The 17,881-nt window shown below is 41.9% G+C and carries 23 protein-coding genes; 13 read left to right on the top strand and 10 right to left on the bottom strand.

Annotated elements, in window-relative coordinates; genetic code table 11:
* Nucleotides 1-19: 19 nt before the first annotated feature.
* On the bottom strand, nt 20-523 hold the full coding sequence (locus KJK34_RS07110) for a hypothetical protein (RefSeq protein ID WP_223053162.1): 504 nt from the start codon (nt 521-523) through the stop codon (nt 20-22).
* A gap of 197 nt (nt 524-720) precedes the next feature.
* Here KJK34_RS07110 and KJK34_RS07105 point away from each other — a divergent pair, with 197 nt between their 5' ends.
* The 8 genes from KJK34_RS07105 to KJK34_RS07070 all read left to right on the top strand — a co-directional run bounded on the left by KJK34_RS07105 (nt 721) and on the right by KJK34_RS07070 (nt 6,472).
* On the top strand, nt 721-981 hold the full coding sequence (locus tag KJK34_RS07105) for a hypothetical protein (RefSeq protein WP_223053161.1): 261 nt from the start codon (nt 721-723) through the stop codon (nt 979-981).
* A gap of 5 nt (nt 982-986) precedes the next feature.
* Complete coding sequence (locus KJK34_RS07100; RefSeq protein ID WP_223053160.1) at nt 987-1,517, top strand: YciE/YciF ferroxidase family protein; 531 nt, start codon at nt 987-989, stop codon at nt 1,515-1,517.
* Between the two features lie 33 nt (nt 1,518-1,550).
* Nucleotides 1,551-2,399 carry an SDR family oxidoreductase gene (locus tag KJK34_RS07095; RefSeq protein ID WP_223053159.1) on the top strand — a complete coding sequence of 283 codons (849 nt, stop codon included), beginning with the start codon at nt 1,551-1,553 and terminating at the stop codon, nt 2,397-2,399.
* A 34-nt stretch (nt 2,400-2,433) separates the two neighbouring features.
* Nucleotides 2,434-2,751: a hypothetical protein gene (locus KJK34_RS07090; RefSeq protein WP_223053158.1), complete on the top strand. Its 318-nt coding sequence runs from the start codon at nt 2,434-2,436 to the stop codon at nt 2,749-2,751.
* A 190-nt stretch (nt 2,752-2,941) separates the two neighbouring features.
* The gene (locus KJK34_RS07085) at nt 2,942-3,154 is read left to right on the top strand and encodes a hypothetical protein (protein WP_223053157.1); all 213 of its coding nucleotides are present in this window, start codon (nt 2,942-2,944) and stop codon (nt 3,152-3,154) included.
* A gap of 187 nt (nt 3,155-3,341) precedes the next feature.
* A complete protein-coding gene (locus KJK34_RS07080) occupies nt 3,342-4,517 on the top strand; it encodes a lipase family protein (RefSeq protein WP_223053156.1) in 1,176 nt (391 codons plus the stop codon).
* A 144-nt stretch (nt 4,518-4,661) separates the two neighbouring features.
* Nucleotides 4,662-5,987, top strand: coding sequence for a 30S ribosomal protein S12 methylthiotransferase RimO (gene rimO / locus KJK34_RS07075; protein ID WP_223053155.1), 1,326 nt, complete (start codon nt 4,662-4,664; stop codon nt 5,985-5,987).
* Nucleotides 5,988-6,055: 68 nt separating this feature from the next.
* Complete coding sequence (locus KJK34_RS07070; protein ID WP_223053154.1) at nt 6,056-6,472, top strand: hypothetical protein; 417 nt, start codon at nt 6,056-6,058, stop codon at nt 6,470-6,472.
* On the opposite strand, the gene KJK34_RS07065 is transcribed toward KJK34_RS07070, so the two are convergent.
* The gene (locus tag KJK34_RS07065) at nt 6,469-8,709 is read right to left on the bottom strand and encodes a B12-binding domain-containing radical SAM protein (RefSeq protein ID WP_223053153.1); all 2,241 of its coding nucleotides are present in this window, start codon (nt 8,707-8,709) and stop codon (nt 6,469-6,471) included. The genes KJK34_RS07070 and KJK34_RS07065 overlap by 4 nt on opposite strands.
* Nucleotides 8,710-8,775: 66 nt before the next feature.
* On the opposite strand from KJK34_RS07065, the gene KJK34_RS07060 reads away from it, so the two are divergent.
* From KJK34_RS07060 to KJK34_RS07050, 3 genes are all read left to right on the top strand, one after another.
* Nucleotides 8,776-9,300 carry a hypothetical protein gene (locus tag KJK34_RS07060; protein ID WP_223053152.1) on the top strand — a complete coding sequence of 175 codons (525 nt, stop codon included), beginning with the start codon at nt 8,776-8,778 and terminating at the stop codon, nt 9,298-9,300.
* Between the two features lie 68 nt (nt 9,301-9,368).
* On the top strand, nt 9,369-10,958 hold the full coding sequence (bshC, locus tag KJK34_RS07055; protein WP_223053151.1) for a bacillithiol biosynthesis cysteine-adding enzyme BshC: 1,590 nt from the start codon (nt 9,369-9,371) through the stop codon (nt 10,956-10,958).
* Between the two features lie 75 nt (nt 10,959-11,033).
* Complete coding sequence (locus KJK34_RS07050; RefSeq protein ID WP_223053150.1) at nt 11,034-11,453, top strand: nucleoside-diphosphate kinase; 420 nt, start codon at nt 11,034-11,036, stop codon at nt 11,451-11,453.
* 50 nt (nt 11,454-11,503) lie between these two features.
* Here the strand turns inward: KJK34_RS07050 and KJK34_RS07045 are convergent, their stop codons facing one another.
* Together KJK34_RS07045 and KJK34_RS07040 are read right to left on the bottom strand one after the other, a co-directional pair.
* Nucleotides 11,504-11,800: a DciA family protein gene (locus KJK34_RS07045; protein ID WP_223053149.1), complete on the bottom strand. Its 297-nt coding sequence runs from the start codon at nt 11,798-11,800 to the stop codon at nt 11,504-11,506.
* Nucleotide 11,801: 1 nt separating this feature from the next.
* Complete coding sequence (locus KJK34_RS07040; RefSeq protein WP_223053148.1) at nt 11,802-12,218, bottom strand: hypothetical protein; 417 nt, start codon at nt 12,216-12,218, stop codon at nt 11,802-11,804.
* Nucleotides 12,219-12,333: 115 nt separating this feature from the next.
* Between KJK34_RS07040 and KJK34_RS07035 the strand changes: the two genes are divergently transcribed.
* Together KJK34_RS07035 and KJK34_RS07030 are read left to right on the top strand one after the other, a co-directional pair.
* A complete protein-coding gene (locus KJK34_RS07035; RefSeq protein WP_223053147.1) occupies nt 12,334-13,389 on the top strand; it encodes a serine hydrolase domain-containing protein in 1,056 nt (351 codons plus the stop codon).
* 93 nt (nt 13,390-13,482) lie between these two features.
* Nucleotides 13,483-14,556 (top strand): serine hydrolase domain-containing protein, encoded by a 1,074-nt coding sequence (locus KJK34_RS07030; protein ID WP_223053146.1) that lies wholly within the window; start codon nt 13,483-13,485, stop codon nt 14,554-14,556.
* Nucleotides 14,557-14,570: 14 nt separating this feature from the next.
* Here the strand turns inward: KJK34_RS07030 and KJK34_RS07025 are convergent, their stop codons facing one another.
* The 6 genes from KJK34_RS07025 to KJK34_RS07000 all read right to left on the bottom strand — a co-directional run bounded on the left by KJK34_RS07025 (nt 14,571) and on the right by KJK34_RS07000 (nt 17,880).
* Complete coding sequence (locus KJK34_RS07025; RefSeq protein ID WP_223053145.1) at nt 14,571-14,891, bottom strand: hypothetical protein; 321 nt, start codon at nt 14,889-14,891, stop codon at nt 14,571-14,573.
* Nucleotides 14,891-15,844 (bottom strand): signal recognition particle-docking protein FtsY, encoded by a 954-nt coding sequence (gene ftsY, locus KJK34_RS07020; protein WP_223053144.1) that lies wholly within the window; start codon nt 15,842-15,844, stop codon nt 14,891-14,893. Before ftsY ends, KJK34_RS07025 begins: the two co-directional genes overlap by 1 nt.
* Before the next feature lie 95 nt (nt 15,845-15,939).
* Nucleotides 15,940-16,092 carry a DUF4295 domain-containing protein gene (locus KJK34_RS07015; RefSeq protein ID WP_223053143.1) on the bottom strand — a complete coding sequence of 51 codons (153 nt, stop codon included), beginning with the start codon at nt 16,090-16,092 and terminating at the stop codon, nt 15,940-15,942.
* Nucleotides 16,093-16,101: 9 nt separating this feature from the next.
* The gene (gene rpmG / locus KJK34_RS07010) at nt 16,102-16,284 is read right to left on the bottom strand and encodes a 50S ribosomal protein L33 (protein WP_072785033.1); all 183 of its coding nucleotides are present in this window, start codon (nt 16,282-16,284) and stop codon (nt 16,102-16,104) included.
* A 32-nt stretch (nt 16,285-16,316) separates the two neighbouring features.
* Nucleotides 16,317-16,553, bottom strand: coding sequence for a 50S ribosomal protein L28 (gene rpmB / locus KJK34_RS07005; protein ID WP_223053142.1), 237 nt, complete (start codon nt 16,551-16,553; stop codon nt 16,317-16,319).
* Between the two features lie 79 nt (nt 16,554-16,632).
* Nucleotides 16,633-17,880 carry a competence/damage-inducible protein A gene (locus KJK34_RS07000; protein ID WP_223053141.1) on the bottom strand — a complete coding sequence of 416 codons (1,248 nt, stop codon included), beginning with the start codon at nt 17,878-17,880 and terminating at the stop codon, nt 16,633-16,635.
* Nucleotide 17,881 lies beyond the last annotated feature (1 nt).

Genomic DNA, 17,881 nt, shown 5'->3' with positions numbered 1-17,881 from the left:
AATTATATAAAGCTACTAATTAATACAGCGGCGCATCATACCATTCAGATACAGATGTGCAGGTATCGGAATTGTTACGGCCGCCTACCCTTATTATTGCATCCACCCTGGATATTACTACTCTCCATTTATAACACATAAACGGAATGTTTACAGGTTTCAGGTTTATTGTAGGCACGCTCGTACCCGTAAAAGCCGCAGAGCTAAAACTAATCATAGCACCGGAATCACTGTACATATCTTCGCAGTCTGCAAGTGGTTGCAACTGCAGGTACATCGTGTAAATATTATTGGATGTTCCTGAACCGGTTGATACCGGCAACCCCTGTACTGTTGCGCCAAATTTAAGGGTTGGATTACCTAATCCGTCAGCAAAATCCATGGCAAAAGTGCCTGATATACTGTTAAAGCATGGCTGAGCTATAAGCAATGACTTTGTTCTTGGGCCTTCGGCATTATTATCATCGGTAGAACATGAGGCAAACAGGAATATTGCTGTAAGCGCTAAAAATAAGTTTTTCATTTTTTAAAGATGTATTTATGGGTCAAATGTAGGCATACAGTTTTCCCTTGTTAATCATTTCTTAAAAAAAACGTTTAACGGTATTTAAATGCCGACTACCTGCAACAGAATGCAAGTGGTTGTTAATCATTGGTTAAACATACTGCCATTTAAACACATGATTGGTAATTTTATAACTAACCTTAATAACCTTAATCATGAACATATCTAAAATTAAAATACTGCCGTGTCTTATCATTCCTTTAATGTTATTGTCGTGCAACGACCAATCAGAAAGGGAGGAGATGGAAGAGCGTGAAGAAGCAAAAGTAGGCGAAGTATATGACCGTAAAGTGCAGGGCGTTCATATAGAAAACCGTGATAACCAGTTTTATGTGAGCAGGAAAGATGATATCGAAGGTACAGGACAGGAAACTGGTGCACCAAGCGACACATCATCTATCCCGGGAGTAAATTAAAAGCTATGATAATAAATGTAGCAAAAGAAAACTCCGGCGAGGCAACCGAATTAAGGGCGTTGTTTGAAAAGCAGCTTAAAGAGATATACTGGGCAGAAACCGTTATGGTAAATGTAATTTCTGATTGTGTTGCCAATATTAAGTCAGCTGACCTGGTAAGTGCGATGCAACTGCAATCATTACAGGCTATGAAGCACTCTGACCGGCTGGAAGAAATTTTCAGGGTAATAGGTATAGCTCCAGAAACCAAACGATATGAAGCACTGGACTGCCTGATTAAAGAAGGAGAAGAACTGCTTATTGCCACCAGGCGCGGCGTTGTAAGAGATGCCGGCATAATATCGGTAATGCAGAAAATAAAGCATTATGAAATTGCCTGCTACGGCACTATGAGGGCACACGCTTTAGCGCTTAGGGAGGAAGATGCCGTAACGCTGCTTGAGCGTACGCTTGAAGAAGAAAAACAGGCTGACCTTACCCTTTCCAAAATAGCGGAATCGCATATAAATACCGAAGCCGCAGACAAGGAAATATAAACCACACATTACAAAAACTATAAAACTAAAACCATGCAAAAACCCGATTCATTTCCGCAACAACAACAAAGCCAGCCGGGCGATGAGCATAAAATGACACCGGAACCGGAAGTTATCCGCGACAATTATACAGGCAGTGAAAAGCTGCAAGGTAAAAAAGCACTGATAACAGGTGGCGATAGCGGCATTGGCCGTAGTGTAGCGGTTCATTTTGCCCGCGAAGGTGCAGATGTGGCAATTGTATATTTTGATGAAGATAAAGATGCCCAGGATACAAAAGGGATGGTAGAAAAAGAGGGCCGCACCTGCCTGCTTATAAAAGGAGATGTAAAAGATGAGAACTTTTGTAAAGATGCTGTAGAAAGAACAGTTAATGAACTTGGAGGGTTAAATATACTGGTAAACAATGCCGCTGTACAATTCCCTAAATCAGAGTTTAAGGATATTACAGGAGAACAGGTACGGAAAACATTCGAAACCAACATTCTACCGTTCTTTTACTTTACGCGCGAAGCTTTAAAGCATTTTAAAAAAGGCGATTGTATTGTTAACACCACATCGGTTACGGCATACAGGGGCAGTGAGCACCTTATAGATTACAGCAGCACTAAAGGTGCAATTGTAAGCTTTACACGCTCTACCTCTGCCATGCTTGCCGAAAAAGGCATACGCGTTAACGGAGTGGCGCCCGGGCCTATATGGACTCCGCTGATACCCGCAACCTTTGATGATGTAACGGAGTTTGGGCAGCAGGTACCCATGAAACGTGCAGGCCAACCCAGCGAGGTAGGCCCTGCTTATGTGTTTTTAGCTTCTGAAGATGCATCTTATATTACCGGACAAATAATACACGTTAACGGCGGCGAGGTTGTTGGCGGATAAATAAAACTATTTGATAATTTTAAAAACTAATGTTATGGCTATTAATGAAAATGACAAAAGAGAATATGATACTGACGGACGCCCGGACAGGGATGTTACAAGGACAAATCAGAATACCGGCTTAAAAAATGATGCCGAGAGCCTTAAAACAGGCAACATGCTGCCTGAAGATGACCCGGCGGTTATAAACCCTGATGAGCTGGCAAGCTTTCCGGAAGAGAAAAGGACCACTGACCCTGACCTTGAAGAAGAAAGAGACAGCCACCTTGCCAACAAGGTAAGGGGTTCTGTAAGGGAAGGCAGGAACATTACCAATACCGACACTAAGCCCGATGACAACGGATTTCTGTAATAAAAGAGAGAGCAAAAGCTCTCTCTTTTTATTATATCCTAAACTACTGCAAAAATTAATTGCGGATTCTTAATGAATATTCCTAAATTTTTTGTAAATTTAAGTTCATCTAAATCAAACGATTATGGCAAACGATTATTTCGATGGCCGCCACAATCCCGAAAATCAGAGCGGGCATCCTACAGAAGGTATGACCAATGCATACGGTTCGGGCTTGCCGTATGATGATCCGGCATTTATCAATCCTGATGAACTCGCCACCTTCCCGAAGCAGGTAAAAAAAGATGATTTACATCATCCGCACCACCACCACCATCACCACCACATGAAGTCGACGCCTGTGCGGGACGGAAGAAACATTACACGTACTGATAACCATCCTGATAAGTATGGTTTTATGTAAACATTCAAACTTCAAAAAAGATTAACGGGGCATTTGCCCCTTATTTTATAATTAAAAATCTAATTTTCAAATAATTAGCAGGCAATTACACCTAATTATTAAAAACAGGTAAATTCATCTTAAATCACATAGCATTAGTACTATAATTTTATCTCAACTAAATTATTCACTAAAACTATTACTGATTATGAATGAATTTCAACAAACCTTTGTTTGCTCTATTGCCAGCAACATGGCACAGGAGCTAATCAACCAGCCTGTAGATACTTCATCTGCACTTTCTCCAATAGAGCAGGCTACAGCACTTATGGAAAAGCAAATGAATGATACCTTACCGGGCTTCTTCCAGAAAATGGGCATTGATGCACCTGAGGCTGTATGGGGCCCATCGGTGTATATAGATGCAGAAAAAGATTTTAGCCTCAACACGCAGAACAATACTTATACTGCTACTGCTACCAACACAATGGTAGTATTTAAAACCGGGGCTAACAACTACACATTAGCCATTGCCGGTACAAAAGCAACATCTGTTTTTGATGCCGTGACAGAAGATGGCAGCGTGCTTATTACTAAAAAATGGCCTTATGGCATACCACAGGGCATGAACCCTAAAATATCTAACGGTACAAGTATTGGGGTAGGTATATTGCTAACCCAAATGACCGATCCAGTGCAGGGCAATAATATTGCAGGATACCTAAAAAGTATAGATAATGCTACAAATGTTATTACAATTACCGGGCATAGCCTGGGTGGGGCACTTGCTCCTGCACTTGCACTTGCACTTTTTGGCAGCGCAAGCAACCTTGGGTATAATTTTAGCCAGAAAGCGCAGGTATTTGCCACTGCCGGTCCGGATGTGGGTAACAAAGACTATTACAGTTACTATAGTTCGAGCTTTAAACCTACCGGTGCAACAAATGGCGTAAGCTGGCAGCAGTATAACCAAAAGATATGGAACTCGCTGGACGTAGTGCCGCAGGCATGGGCAAATCTTTCTGTGATAAATACAATTTACCAAAGTAACGGACTCAACACGCCTGATTATGTGAAGTGCATAATAAGGGTTGCGAGTGCTGCCCTAATATTCGACAATTATTATTCGATGGATCCGGATAAGAAAGGACAGTTTACTGCAAAATACGTAACTCCGTCTGATACTCCGGGATATGATTGCGGCACTTGTGCGGCAAATTTACCGACAGGACTTTGCGACTTTGTGGCAGAAATGCTGTACCAGCACATTGCTGCTTATTCTGTTGAGTTTGGTATACCAGTGTTGCCATCGGCTATTAAACCGTGCTCTACCGCTACCGAGCTTTATGCCAAAAAGATTTGTGGCTGTGGGATAATTAAATAAAGATTAGTTGTAAACCCGGCTTGAGCCGGGTTTTTATTTGTGTACAAGTTGATACGTTTTTAAATAGTGTCAGATAAATTTTTAACTCTCTCACGTTCATTACTCCCAATAAAAAGCGTAATTTTGCACCCTATTTTTAAGTACATGAGAACCAAATCGTTAAAGAAGAATAAAATCAATGTAATTACCCTTGGGTGCTCTAAGAATGTTTATGACAGCGAGGTACTTATGGGGCAGCTTAAAGCCAGCGGCAAAGATGTAGCGCATGAAGCACCTGCTCATGAGGAAGGCAATATCATTGTTATAAACACCTGCGGGTTTATTGATAATGCTAAGGAAGAATCGGTTAACATGATACTTAATTATGTTGACAAAAAAGAGCAGGGCATAGTAGATAAAGTATTTGTAACAGGCTGCCTTAGCGAGCGCTACAAGCCGGACTTACAAAAAGAAATACCTAACGTTGACCAGTACTTTGGCACTACCGAACTACCATTATTGCTTAAAGCTTTGGGAGCCGATTACAGGCACGAGCTTTTAGGCGAACGTCTTACCACCACACCAAAAAATTATGCTTACCTTAAAATTGCCGAAGGCTGCGACCGCCCGTGCAGCTTTTGCGCTATACCGCTTATGCGTGGCAAGCACGTGTCTCAACCAATCGAAAAACTGGTTAAGGAAGCCGAAAGCCTTGCTAAAAACGGCGTTAAAGAATTAATACTCATTGCGCAGGATCTTACGTATTACGGCCTTGACCTGTATAAAAAGCGTAACCTTGCCGAACTGCTGGAAAACCTTGTAAAGGTTGAAGGTATAGAGTGGATAAGGCTGCATTATGCGTTCCCTTCAGGTTTCCCGATGGATGTACTGGATTTGATGAAGCGCGAGCCTAAAATCTGTAACTATATAGATATTCCGCTACAGCATATTGCTGATAACGTACTCAAATCAATGCGCCGCGGCACAACACAGGAAAAAACAACAAAGCTGCTGAAAGAATTCCGCGAAAGGGTTCCGGGTATGGCTATCCGTACTACACTGATAGTGGGCTATCCCGGAGAAACAGAAGAAGACTTCCAAACCCTGAAAAACTGGGTAGAGGAAATGCGCTTTGAACGTTTAGGCTGCTTTACCTATTCGCATGAAGAGGACACACACGCCTACCTGCTGGAAGACGACGTGCCTGCCGAGGTGAAACAACAGCGTGCCAACGAGATAATGGAACTGCAAAGCCAGATATCATGGGAGCTGAACCAGGAGAAAATTGGGCAAACCTTTAAATGTGTAATAGACCGCAAAGAAGGGCAGTATTTTGTAGCCCGTACCGAGTTTGACAGCCCGGATGTTGATAATGAGGTGCTCATTGATGCTACCAACATTTACCTTAAAACAGGTGAATTCACAGATATTACAATAACCGATGCAACCGAGTTTGACCTGTATGGCATACCGGCATCTGTACAAAACTAAAATACCCAAAGCCAAAAAGATGATTTTTGGCTTTTTTTTCTAATTTTGAATATACAACAGTCTGTATTATGAAAAAGTTTTTATTCATTATAGCATTTTTAGCCGGTTCGTTAACTGCTTCCGCACAGTATTACAATCCGTATTACGGGCAGGGCAGCAACCCGGGGCTCGACAGGAGCATTACTGCACAGCCAAGAACACCTTCTAAAAAGAAAAAAGAAGAAAAAGTTGATATTGTAGAGCTTACTGTTGAACAACTTTCTAAAAAACTGAACCTTGATGGTTTCCAGAAAGCGGCGGTTAAGGTAATCTACAACGAGAATAAAGACGAGATAATGGGGCTGGCAGATGAGGATATTCCTTACGAAGCCAAGAAGGAAAAAGGCAGGGAACTAACTGAAAAGATTGATGCCAAAATCATGGCGCTGCTGAATGATGACCAGAAAAAAATCTATCAGAAAATGATTGACGACCGCAAATACTAAAGCACCAGCAATCCATTCTGCTTTAAAACAGTTACAGGCTTACTGTACCAAAAAGGTTCAAAATCTTCTGCAACTGCCTCTTCAAAAAGTGCTTTTGCCTTTGCAAATGTTATGGGTGTACCCCCATAAGCCGAAACATCATTAACAAACTGCATCAGCCATTGGCCCTGCGCTTCAGCAAGCTGAATGGTAATGGTTTCCCGCTTTAAATAAAAGGTGAGTGCAATCATGTTGAATGTCCGACCCTTTTTAGATTTTACATAGCGTTCTGCTACTGGCTTAGTACCTAACCACACAATTTTAGAGGTTGGCTTTACCATATATTCAGCATCATCCTGCAGTACATTATAAATATAATCATGCGGAACTTTGGTTCTCGGCACTTTAAACTCGAACCAGTACTGCAAAGGATAATCAAAGCATAGGCCGTGCATAAAGTTAAAGAGCGATTTCTTTAACCCGTAGCTAAACTTATCGTGGTCGGTGCCGGTTGTATCAATGTGCACAATATCGTTGTTGGCAAAACTGCCTACAATATCACTTTCTTTTACTACGCTGAATTTTTCAGGTTCAAGGCCAACGGGGCTGTGTGCCGTCATGGCAAACTGGTGCCAGAAACCCGACTGTAAAATCCCGGTTTCAAACATTTGGCGCACCATTTCAAGCGAATCAATTGTCTCTTGTGCGGTCTGGGTGGGAAAACCATACATCAGGTAGGCATGCACCATAATACCCGCTTCGGTAAAGTTGCGGGTTACACGCGCCACTTGGGCTACTGTTACTCCTTTTTGTATGAAGTCTAACAATCTGTCAGAAGCTACTTCAAGCCCGCCGGAAACCGCAATACAGCCTGACGCTTTTAATAACCTGCACAGGTCGGCAGAGAAGCTTTTTTCAAAACGGATGTTCGTCCACCATGTAACCGAAAGCCCGCGGCGCAATATCTCAAGCGCAAGCTCGCGCATCAGTGCCGGGGGAGCAGCCTCATCTACAAAATGGAAACCGTTTTGCCCAGTCTGGGTTATAAGCTGTTCCATCCTGTCTGCCAGCATTTTTGCGGCAACAGGCTCATAAACCTTTATATAATCTAATGATATATCGCAAAAAGTACATTTACCCCAATAACAGCCATGCGCCATAGTGAGTTTATTCCAGCGGCCATCGCTCCACATGCGGTGCATGGGGTTTATCACTTCAATTACCGAGATATAGCTATCCAGTGGTAAGCCGGTATAATCGGGCGTGCCTACATGGCTTTGTTTATAATCGGGTTTAGCGGAGTTGTCTATATACGTTACACTGCCATCCTGTAGTATAAACGTGCGTTTTAGCTGTGAGGCATCCCTCCTGCCCTGCAGATATTCTGTAAGGCATTCTATCGGTGCTTCGCCATCGTCGAGGGTAATAAAGTCGAAGAACTCTATTACACGTGCATCTGTAAGTGAGCGTAGCTCCGTATTGGGGAAGCCGCCGCCCATCGCCGTTTTGATATGCGGAAAATGCTGTCTGATGTACTGTGCACTACGGAAAGCGGAATATAAATTTCCCGGAAAAGGCACCGAAAAACAAACCATATCGGGCTGCTCTGCTTCCAGCTTTTGGTGCAGCAGGGTGATTAGCAATTCGTCTATATAGGTGTAAGGCTGTTGCAGGTAATCATAAAGTTCATCAAAAGAGTTGGCAGAACGCCCCAGCCTTTCGGCATAGCGGCTGAACCCGAAATGAGGGTCGGCACACTCTACAATAAGGTCAGACAGATCTTCAAGGTACAGCGTGGCAAGGTGCTTGGCTTTATCCTGAACGCCCATCGTGCCAAACGCCCAGTCCAGTTCATCAAGCTGTTCAAAGCGTGAAGCTTCGGGCAGAAAGTCTTCGGTACAGATAAGGTGCGCCAGCGTGGGGTTCTTTCCTTGTAAAAAGAGCATTACCTGTTCTATCGTTTTCAGGTATTCATTTTTAAGGGAAATTATTCGTTGCGCGTTTGGGGTTGCGGGTTGCGGGTTAGCCTCCCCGCCAGCCCCTCTCTGAAAGAGTTGGGAGTTGTGTGACTCAATATAATTAAACAAAGCGGTAAGACCCTGTTTTGAGAACAGCTTATTAATAACATCAATACCCAAATCGGCCTGCGCGGCGGCAATGCCTTTGGTATTCAGGAAACCCTTCAGGTAGGCCGTAGCCGGGTAGGGCGTGTTTAGCTGGGTGAAAGGTGGTGTTATTAAAAAAAGTTTGATGCTCAAAAGGTAAAAGATTTTGGGGTGTAAAAATACGCTTTAAATCTGATTTTAATTAGCTAACTTGGTAAGATGAAAAAGCTACTTTCATTTTTATTTCTTGTTGTTGCTGTCAATTCTTTTTCGCAGGCGAGCAGCACAAGAGAATTTGCTATTTCTTTTATAATGGATAAGAAGGATTTTGAAAAAACTTCATTAAATTTTATATGCCACAGAGGTGCGGTAGATTTAGAACAATGTGAGCTTACAACTAAAAAATCACGAGGTGATGTTATAGTTACGCTATCCGGAAGGTATCACCATATAGTGGGGCCTCCCGGATTTCTGATGACAATTTGCTTACAACAAAATTACCTTTCAGGCTCAGGTTTTAACCATACGCAAAACTATTATGTTCACTTTGATTCGGCTATTGGTATTAATAATGAGCGTTTTGATGTTAATATTGGAAAAGTTGCACCTGATAAAAACTACCCATTTATGTTAGTTAAAGAAGTTAGTGGAAAGCTAAAAATTCAAAATGCAATGTTGCCTGACGGATGGCAGGATATTTTTTTATATGAAGTCGCGAACATTATAACAATCAAAAATCCTTAATAACTCAAATCAATAGAAATTCTTCAATCTATTATTTTTCCCTAACTTTACGGTAAAATACTTTATAAATGCCTTCAGACTGTATCAGCTACCAAAGCTCAGGATATTTTACCCCTTTAATTACAGATTACCTTAACCAAAAGGAGAACCTTAAACCATTATACAACCGCTTCCCTACCCTCAAAAATTTTGAAGCACAGATAGCCGAAAAGCAGGAAAATTACAAACCTGAGTTTCGCACAACGCTTGTAAATACACTTTTAGAGCAGTATGAGCGTATTGAAGCATCTTCACTGACTTTACAAAACATACAGTTACTTACTGAAAACAATACCTTTACCGTAACTACAGGCCACCAGCTTAACCTGTTTACCGGGCCGCTATATTTTTTATATAAAATAGTTTCTGCCATAAACCTGTGCGAAGAGCTAAAGCAGGCTTACCCTGAATATAATTTTGTGCCGGTGTACTGGATGGCAACCGAAGACCATGATTTTGAAGAGATAAACTACTTTAACTTCCGTGATAAAAAAATAAAGTGGAACCGTGAGAGCACAGGGCCGGTGGGCAGGCTAAGCACACAAGGGCTTGATGCCGTGCTTAAGGCTTTTGCCAGCGAACTGGGCCCGGGTACTAACGCAACTTATTTAAAGCAGCTTTTTGAAGAGGCATACCTAAACCACACTAACCTTGCCGATGCCACGCGCTACCTTGCGAATGAGCTTTTCGGGCAGCAGGGGCTTGTTATTATAGATGCCGACAGCGCTGCACTTAAAAAGCTGTACATTCCTCAAATAAAAACAGAACTGCTTGAGCAGCTAAGCCACGGTAAAGTCGCCGAAACGGCAGCACTGCTTAGTGATTATAACATTCAGGTAAACCCGCGCGAGATAAACCTGTTTTACATACAGGATAACCTTCGTGAGCGTATTATTTTGCAGGACGGGGTGTATTACATCAACAATACCGATATTACTTTTACCGAAGCGGAGATACTGGCAGAACTGGAAAACCACCCCGAAAGGTTTAGCCCTAATGTTATTATGCGTCCGCTATACCAGGAGGTTATACTGCCCAACCTGTGCTACATTGGCGGTGGTGGTGAAATTGCCTACTGGCTGGAGCTGAAATCGTTCTTTAATGCTTCGGGCATTACTTTCCCTATGCTGCTGGTGCGCAACTCGGTACTGCTGGCAACCGAAAAACAGGCTGCTAAACTGGACAGGCTGAACCTTACGTGGGCAGATGTTTTTATGAAACAGCAGGAACTGATGAATAAAAAAGTAAAGGAATACTCTGAATTTGAACTTGACTTTACCGAACAAAAAGAACATCTTAACCAACAATTTGAAAAACTTGCCGCCATAGCTGCCAAAACAGACAAGTCGTTTACAGGCGCTGTAGAGGCGCAAAAGGTAAAACAGCTAAAAGGTCTTGCCAACCTTGAAAAACGCCTGCTAAAAGCAGAAAAGAAGCACCACTCGGATGAACTGGCACGGATAGCCGCGCTGCAAAACGAATTGTTTCCCGGGCAGGGGCTGCAGGAGCGCAAAGCCAACTTTAGTGAGTTTTACCTGGAGTTTGACGGCAGGCTTACCGAAGCGCTGCTGCAAAGGCTAAAGCCTCTTGAGCAGGATTTTACCATAATTGTGCTGTAGGGCTAAAATCATTAATAATTAATTAAAGTTATTAATGTAAAAACCGTTACTTTTGCAGCAAATTTAAAAATGACTATGGCAACAAACAGGACTTTTACCATGATTAAGCCGGATGCTGTTGAAAAAGGGCACATCGGTGGAATTTTATCTATGATAACTGAAGCAGGTTTCAGGATCGTATCATTAAAGCTTACGCAGCTTACTGTAGCTGACGCTCAGAAATTTTATGCTGTTCACAGCGAAAGGCCTTTTTATGGCGAGCTTGTAGAGTTTATGTCTCGTGGCCCAATCGTGGCTGCCATACTTGAGAAAGACAACGCTGTTGAAGATTTCAGGAAACTTATAGGTGCTACTAACCCGGCTGATGCTGCCGAAGGTACTATCCGTAAAAAATATGCTACATCTGTAGGCGAAAACGCTGTTCATGGTTCTGACAGCGATGAAAATGCTGAGATAGAAAGCAACTTCCACTTTGCAGGAAGGGAGCAGTTCTAATCCTTTACAGACAGAAAATAAAAAGTGCCGCTTTAACAGCGGCATTTTTGTTATCGTAACACCACATCTTTTACAACCTCGCGACCCAGTTCTTCGTTAATCATCTTGATTATTTTTTCCCTGCCGTAGCTAAGCTCCTCCCGCAGCACTGCCGATGTAAGTTCTACATACAGCACCTCATGTTTAAGCATTATCTCGCGGGTATAGTTGTTCACACCATTGCCCATAAGGTTTTTCCAGGCTTCACGCACATCTATTTTATCAATGCCATTTTGCAGGTTGTTTGCGCGTATAAACTCCTTCAGCACATCCCCGATGGGGCTTTCATCATTCAGCCGTTTTGCCATATTATTTAAGCGTAAAAGGTTCGGGTTTTACATAGTGGTATTCTATATCCTGTTCGTTTTTCAGTACAAGATTTTCATTGTCGAGCTCAAGTATCTGCTCTTTCCATTCGGCGTATTCTGTTTTGTAGCTAAGGTAAGTCTTACCATCCTCATTTATTACAGAAATATCTTCCGAAAGGTCATTAACCCTGTAAGTACCGTCAAACTGGGGCATTACCTTTTTCCGGAAACCTTTATCTCCTTTAACTTCAAAAAAGTCTATTGTAGGATTTACCGTATATTCTTTTTCAGTACCGTCGGGCATTTCCGCAAGCTTTATTTCCCAATAGCCATTAAGTTGTTTCAGCTCTTCGGCAGTATAGGTTTTATTGCAGGACAGAAAAGCAACACAGGCAACAAGCAGCAGTAATTTTTTCATATTCTTAAGCATTACACAGGCAAATTTAAGTAAAAAATAACTGTTATGGTTTTAACATTTATAATGCTTTACCGCACTAGGCACAGTAATTTTACATTATAAAATGAAAAGGACCATGAGACGACTGACACTTTTATTTACTGCCGTAATGCTGATATCCTGCTCTGAGGATGACAGTACTATGGTAAATGATGAAAAAGCCTATTTTCCCGGTAACGGAGATAACTGGAAGGAAACTTCTGTAAGCGGGATGGGCTGGAATGAAAAGGCCATTGCACCACTGCTTGACTTTCTTGAAACACAGAATACCAAATCTTTTATGGTAATTGCCGATGGTAAAATAGTAATGGAGAATTACTTTAGAGGGCACACCCGAAACTCGGTTTGGCAATGGGCAAATGCCGATAAAACACTTACCGCCGCCATGACAGGCATAGCCCAACAGGAAGGATATATCGATATTAATACCAGTATAACCAATTATTTGGGACAGGGCTGGACAACCGCCCCTTCAGACAAAGAAACTGCAATAACATGCAGGCACCTGCTGAACATGACATCGGGGCTTGACTTTACCGCAGGTGTTGCCGACTCACCGCAGAGCGTGAGATATGATTATGACGCAGGAACTACGTGGAATTATAATAATACAGATTGTGCGCTTACTGATATTGTTTCGGCTGCCACAGGCCAGAGGTGGGAAGACTATTTTTCTGAAAAACTGGGAGACCCGATAGGCATGAACGGAAGCTGGTATAAAGTGAACGGGCAAAAGATGTATAAAAGTGACACACGCAGCATGGCGCGCTTCGGGCTCTTAGCACTGAACAATGGTAACTGGAACGGCACACAAATTATAGACAGCAGCTACTTTACCGAATGCACATCATCTTCACAGGATATAAATAAATCGTTCGGTTACCTGTGGTGGGTTAACGGGCAGGAAAGCCACATGCTCCCTAAAAATGACTATATATTCCCCGGTAGTATCGTACTTTCGGCTCCGGATGATATGTATATGGCATATGGTGATATGCAGCAGCGCATTTATGTAGTGCCTTCCCTAAACATTGTTGTGGTGCGTATGGGCGAAGCGGCAGATGAGAGTACTACTCCTTTTTCAGGCTTTGATGAGCAACTTTGGGTAAGGTTGAACAGCCTCATACAGTAAATACAATTTACATGTTGTAAAAATTTTGCAGAATTTTCACACAGCATTAAACTATTTGATATTTTTAATGTCATATTAGTTAAATAATGCACTATGAAAAAATACCTGTGGCTTAGTTTAGTGTGCTTATCTGTAGCATGCAGCTCTGAAGATAATGACAATAATAATCCGCCTGCCAACAATGGCGAAGCAATGTATTTTCCTGAAAACAATACCGATGTCTGGGAAACAGTAAGCACTTCAGAACTTGGGTGGGATGAAACCGCCAAGGCTGATTTGTTTTCTTACTTAGAAGAAAAGAATACAAAGTCTTTTATTGTATTGGTTAACGGCCGTATTGCCATTGAGGAGTACTTTAATGGGCATACAGCTACCTCCCCGTGGTACTGGGCAAGTGCCGGCAAAACACTGACGGCTACCCTAACAGGCATTGCAGAGCAGGAAAATTATTTAAACAGAAATGATAAAGTTTCCGACCATTTAGGCACAGGATGGACAAGCGCTCCTCCTGCTAAAGAAAACCTTATTACTATAGAACATCTTTTAACGATGAGCAGCGGGCTTGACGATGCAATGGGTGATAATGTTTCTCCCGATAATCTTATTTATAAAGCTGATGCCGGTACCCGTTGGGCGTACCATAATGTATATGTAAAGCTTCAGGATGTTGTTGCGGCGGCGACCAGCCAGAGTTGGGATAACTATTTCAATACTAAACTTAAAGCGCCTATTGGCATATCGGGTGCGTGGATACCTTCTGAAGATTTAAGTGTATACTGGAGCAACTCCCGCAGTATGGCCCGTTTTGGGTTACTTGCCCTTAATAACGGAAAGTGGAAAGACCAGCAGATTGTAAATGCAAACTACTTTACAAATGCCACAACCACTTCGCAGAATATCAACAAATCATACGGTTACCTGTGGTGGATTAACGGAGAAGAGAGTTTCCGCCTGCCGCAGACGCAGTTGCAGTTTCCGGGTAGCCTTATACCTGTTGCACCCAATGATATGTATATGGCATTGGGTAAAAATGACCAGAAAATTTATGTAATACCTTCTAAAAAGATGGTTATAATAAGGATGGGCGAATCTGCGGACGGAGAAAATTTTGCACTCTCAGATTTTGATGAGCAACTTTGGGTAAAAATAAATGAGCTGATTAATTAATATCAGCTCATTTATTAAATTCTGGTATAATAATACCGAATATCATTCCCTTTTAAAGCAAGAACTATAAAGGTTACAATAAGCAGTGCAGCTATTAGCCAAAAGAACCTTTTGGTAATAATATAAAGTAATGCCAACACTATTGCGATTACTGATATACCTGTAATAAATATGGTATAATCGCGAATACCGTCCAGTAAAGATGTAGGTATTAAAGGATTGTTCAGGTTATAGGAATTTTGCAGATAGGATGCCCAGGCGGTAATGATTTTGAGCAGATAAAGACCTGCAAAAATTAAAACAAATATTTTTCTTTTCCTGGTCCTGCTACTCATTACTTAAAAAAGGAATCTACAAATTCGTGCTTATTAAATACCTGTAAATCTTCTATACCCTCGCCTACTCCAATATATTTTACGGGTATCTGGAACTGATCTGATATTCCTATTACAACACCACCTTTTGCAGTACCGTCAAGCTTTGTCACAGCAAGGCTGGTAACCTCGGTAGCCGCAGTAAACTGCTTTGCCTGCTCAAATGCATTTTGTCCGGTAGAGCCATCAAGCACCAACAACACATCATGCGGGGCATCATCTATTACCTTTTGCATAACGCGCTTCACTTTACTAAGCTCGTTCATCAGGTTTACTTTGTTATGAAGCCTTCCGGCGGTATCTATAATAACAACATCGGCATCCTGTTTAACGGCAGATTGCAGTGTATCAAACGCAACAGAAGCCGGGTCGCTGCCCATTTGCTGCCTTACAATAGGCACGCCTACCCTGTCAGCCCATACCTGAAGCTGGTCTATAGCCGCAGCCCTGAAGGTATCGGCAGCGCCAAGCACAACATTGTACCCCGCTTTTTTAAACTGGTGCGCCAGTTTACCAATAGTAGTGGTCTTGCCAACACCGTTAACGCCAACTACCATTAATACATAAGGCTTTTTGTTGGCAGGTATTACAAATTCGGTTTCTTCACCGGTATTGGTTTCGCTTAGTAAAGCCGCAATTTCCTCCCTTAAAATTTTGTTCAGCTCGTCAGTACCCAGGTACTTATCCCGCGAAACACGCTCTTCTATGCGTTCTATAACTTTAAGCGTAGTGTTTACCCCAACATCAGATGACACCAGTACCTCTTCAAGGTTATCAAGTACCTCATCATCTACTTTAGATTTTCCTGCAACAGCCTTTGACAGCTTAGAAAAGAAAGACGTTTTTGTTTTCTCCAACCCTTTGTCAAGGGTTTCTTTCTTTTCGGAAGAAAATATTTTTTTAAAGAAATTCATAGTTGTACAATCGGTTTTTTCCAACGGTAAAGATAGAAAATAAAAAAGCTACTTTCTTTACCGGAAAGTAGCTTTTCTATATCTTGTAAGGATAATTATTTCTTCTTAAGAAATTCATCCACCAGTTCGGGTGCCATTACAGATTCAACAAAAGTGTAAGCACCTGTTTTAGGCGACTTTACCATCTTGATGGCTTTAGTTAACCTTTTTGAAGATGTTTGTAATGATGCTACGGTTTTCTTTGCCATGACGTAAAATTATTTAATTTCTTTATGAACTGTTACTCTCTTAAGAACAGGGTTGAATTTTTTTATCTCCAGCCTGTCAGGAGTATTTTTCTTATTTTTAGTAGTGATGTACCTTGAGGTTCCCGGCATACCGGTAGCCTTGTGCTCAGTACACTCTAAAATAACCTGGATTCTGTTACCTTTCTTTGCCATCTTAAATATATATTATTTTAGTCCTGTTAGGATTACTTAATAAATCCTTTAGCTTTAGCTTCTTTCAAAACTGCAGCAAGACCGTTTTTGTTTATCGTTTTGATAGTTGAAGCGGCTACCCTTAAAGTGATCCACCTGTCTTCTTCAGGAAGATAGAAACGCTTCTTCACCAAGTTTACACTAAACTTTCTTTTAGTCTTGTTCATTGCGTGGGAAACATTGTTTCCTACCATCGCTTTCTTACCTGTAAGGGCACAAACTCTTGACATTATTATTAGCTTTTATATCGTTATTCAAAATCAGGGTGCAAAGAAACAAAAAAGAAATATATTACACAAACATAATAAGTTAGTTTTTTAATATTTCCTTATAAATTTTTTCGAGTGCTTTGTTTACCGCCCTGTCAATAACTTTTTCGCGTGGCTGCCCCAGCTTAAATTCTTCGCTGTAAATACCCTCCGGAGTTGCAAAACCAATAAAAACCGTACCCACCTCTGCTTCAGAATCACCCTTGTCAGGCCCGGCATTACCTGTGGTTGAAAGGGCATAATCTGCCCAGAAAGCCTCTCTTGCTTTTTGTGCCATCGCTTCGGCAACTGCCGCACTTACCACAGAATGATCTCTGATTATATCAGCAGGCACACCAAGCACATCTGTTTTTGACTGAGTGGCATAAGTTACCATACCTCCTTTAAAATAGGCCGATGCACCCGGCACAGATGCTATAACCTGAGCCAGCTTGCCGCCTGTACAGCTTTCGGCTACGGCAATGGTTTTGCCTTTTGCAGCTAACAGCCTGCCCACAACCACTTCTATGGTTTCCTGCTCGTCATAGCCAACAATGATATCGCCAATAAGTATTTTAAGTTTCTCAATTTCGGTAGCAACAGCATCTTTTAAATGCTGTTCATCTGCCCCGCGTGCGGAAAGCCGCAGCCTTACCCTGCCGGGGCTTGGCAAATAGGCCAGCTTTATAAATTCAGGTAGGTTATTTTCCCAATCTTCAATGCGCTCGGCAATAACGCTTTCACCCTGGCCATAAGTAAGTATTGTTCTATGGTAAATGTAAGGCCGCTTGTATTTTTGCATGAGTCTGGGTAAAGCCTCCTTTTCCATAATATCTTTCATCTCATACGGCACACCCGGCAGCGATATAAACACAGTTCCCCCCTTTTCCATCCACATGCCCGGTGCAGTACCCACACTATTAAACAGCACAGTACAGCGCGATGGCACCAGCGCCTGGTCCTTATTCATTTGCGAAACAGGCCGTTGCAGTACTTTCTCTATCAGTTGTGTAACGTGACTTAGCACACTTTCGTTAAGCACCAGGTGGTCTTCAAAATAATCACAGAATGTTTTTTTGGTAATATCATCTTTTGTAGGACCTAACCCACCGGTAAGCACCACCACATCCACCTTATCCTGAAGCTTGGTTAGTGTATCTGTAATATGCTCTTTATTATCGCTTACAGAAAGCATTTCATGGACTCCTATCCCTATTTTATCAAGTGCTTTCGCTATGTAAGATGAGTTTGTATCTACTATCTGCCCGATGAGTATTTCATCGCCAACAGTTACTATGGCTGCCTTCATA

Source organism: Flavobacterium coralii, from assembly GCF_019891545.1.
Lineage (GTDB): Bacteria > Bacteroidota > Bacteroidia > Flavobacteriales > Flavobacteriaceae > Flavobacterium > Flavobacterium coralii.
Note: the sequence above shows the minus strand (reverse complement) of the source record. Positions and strands in the feature narration are given on the sequence as shown.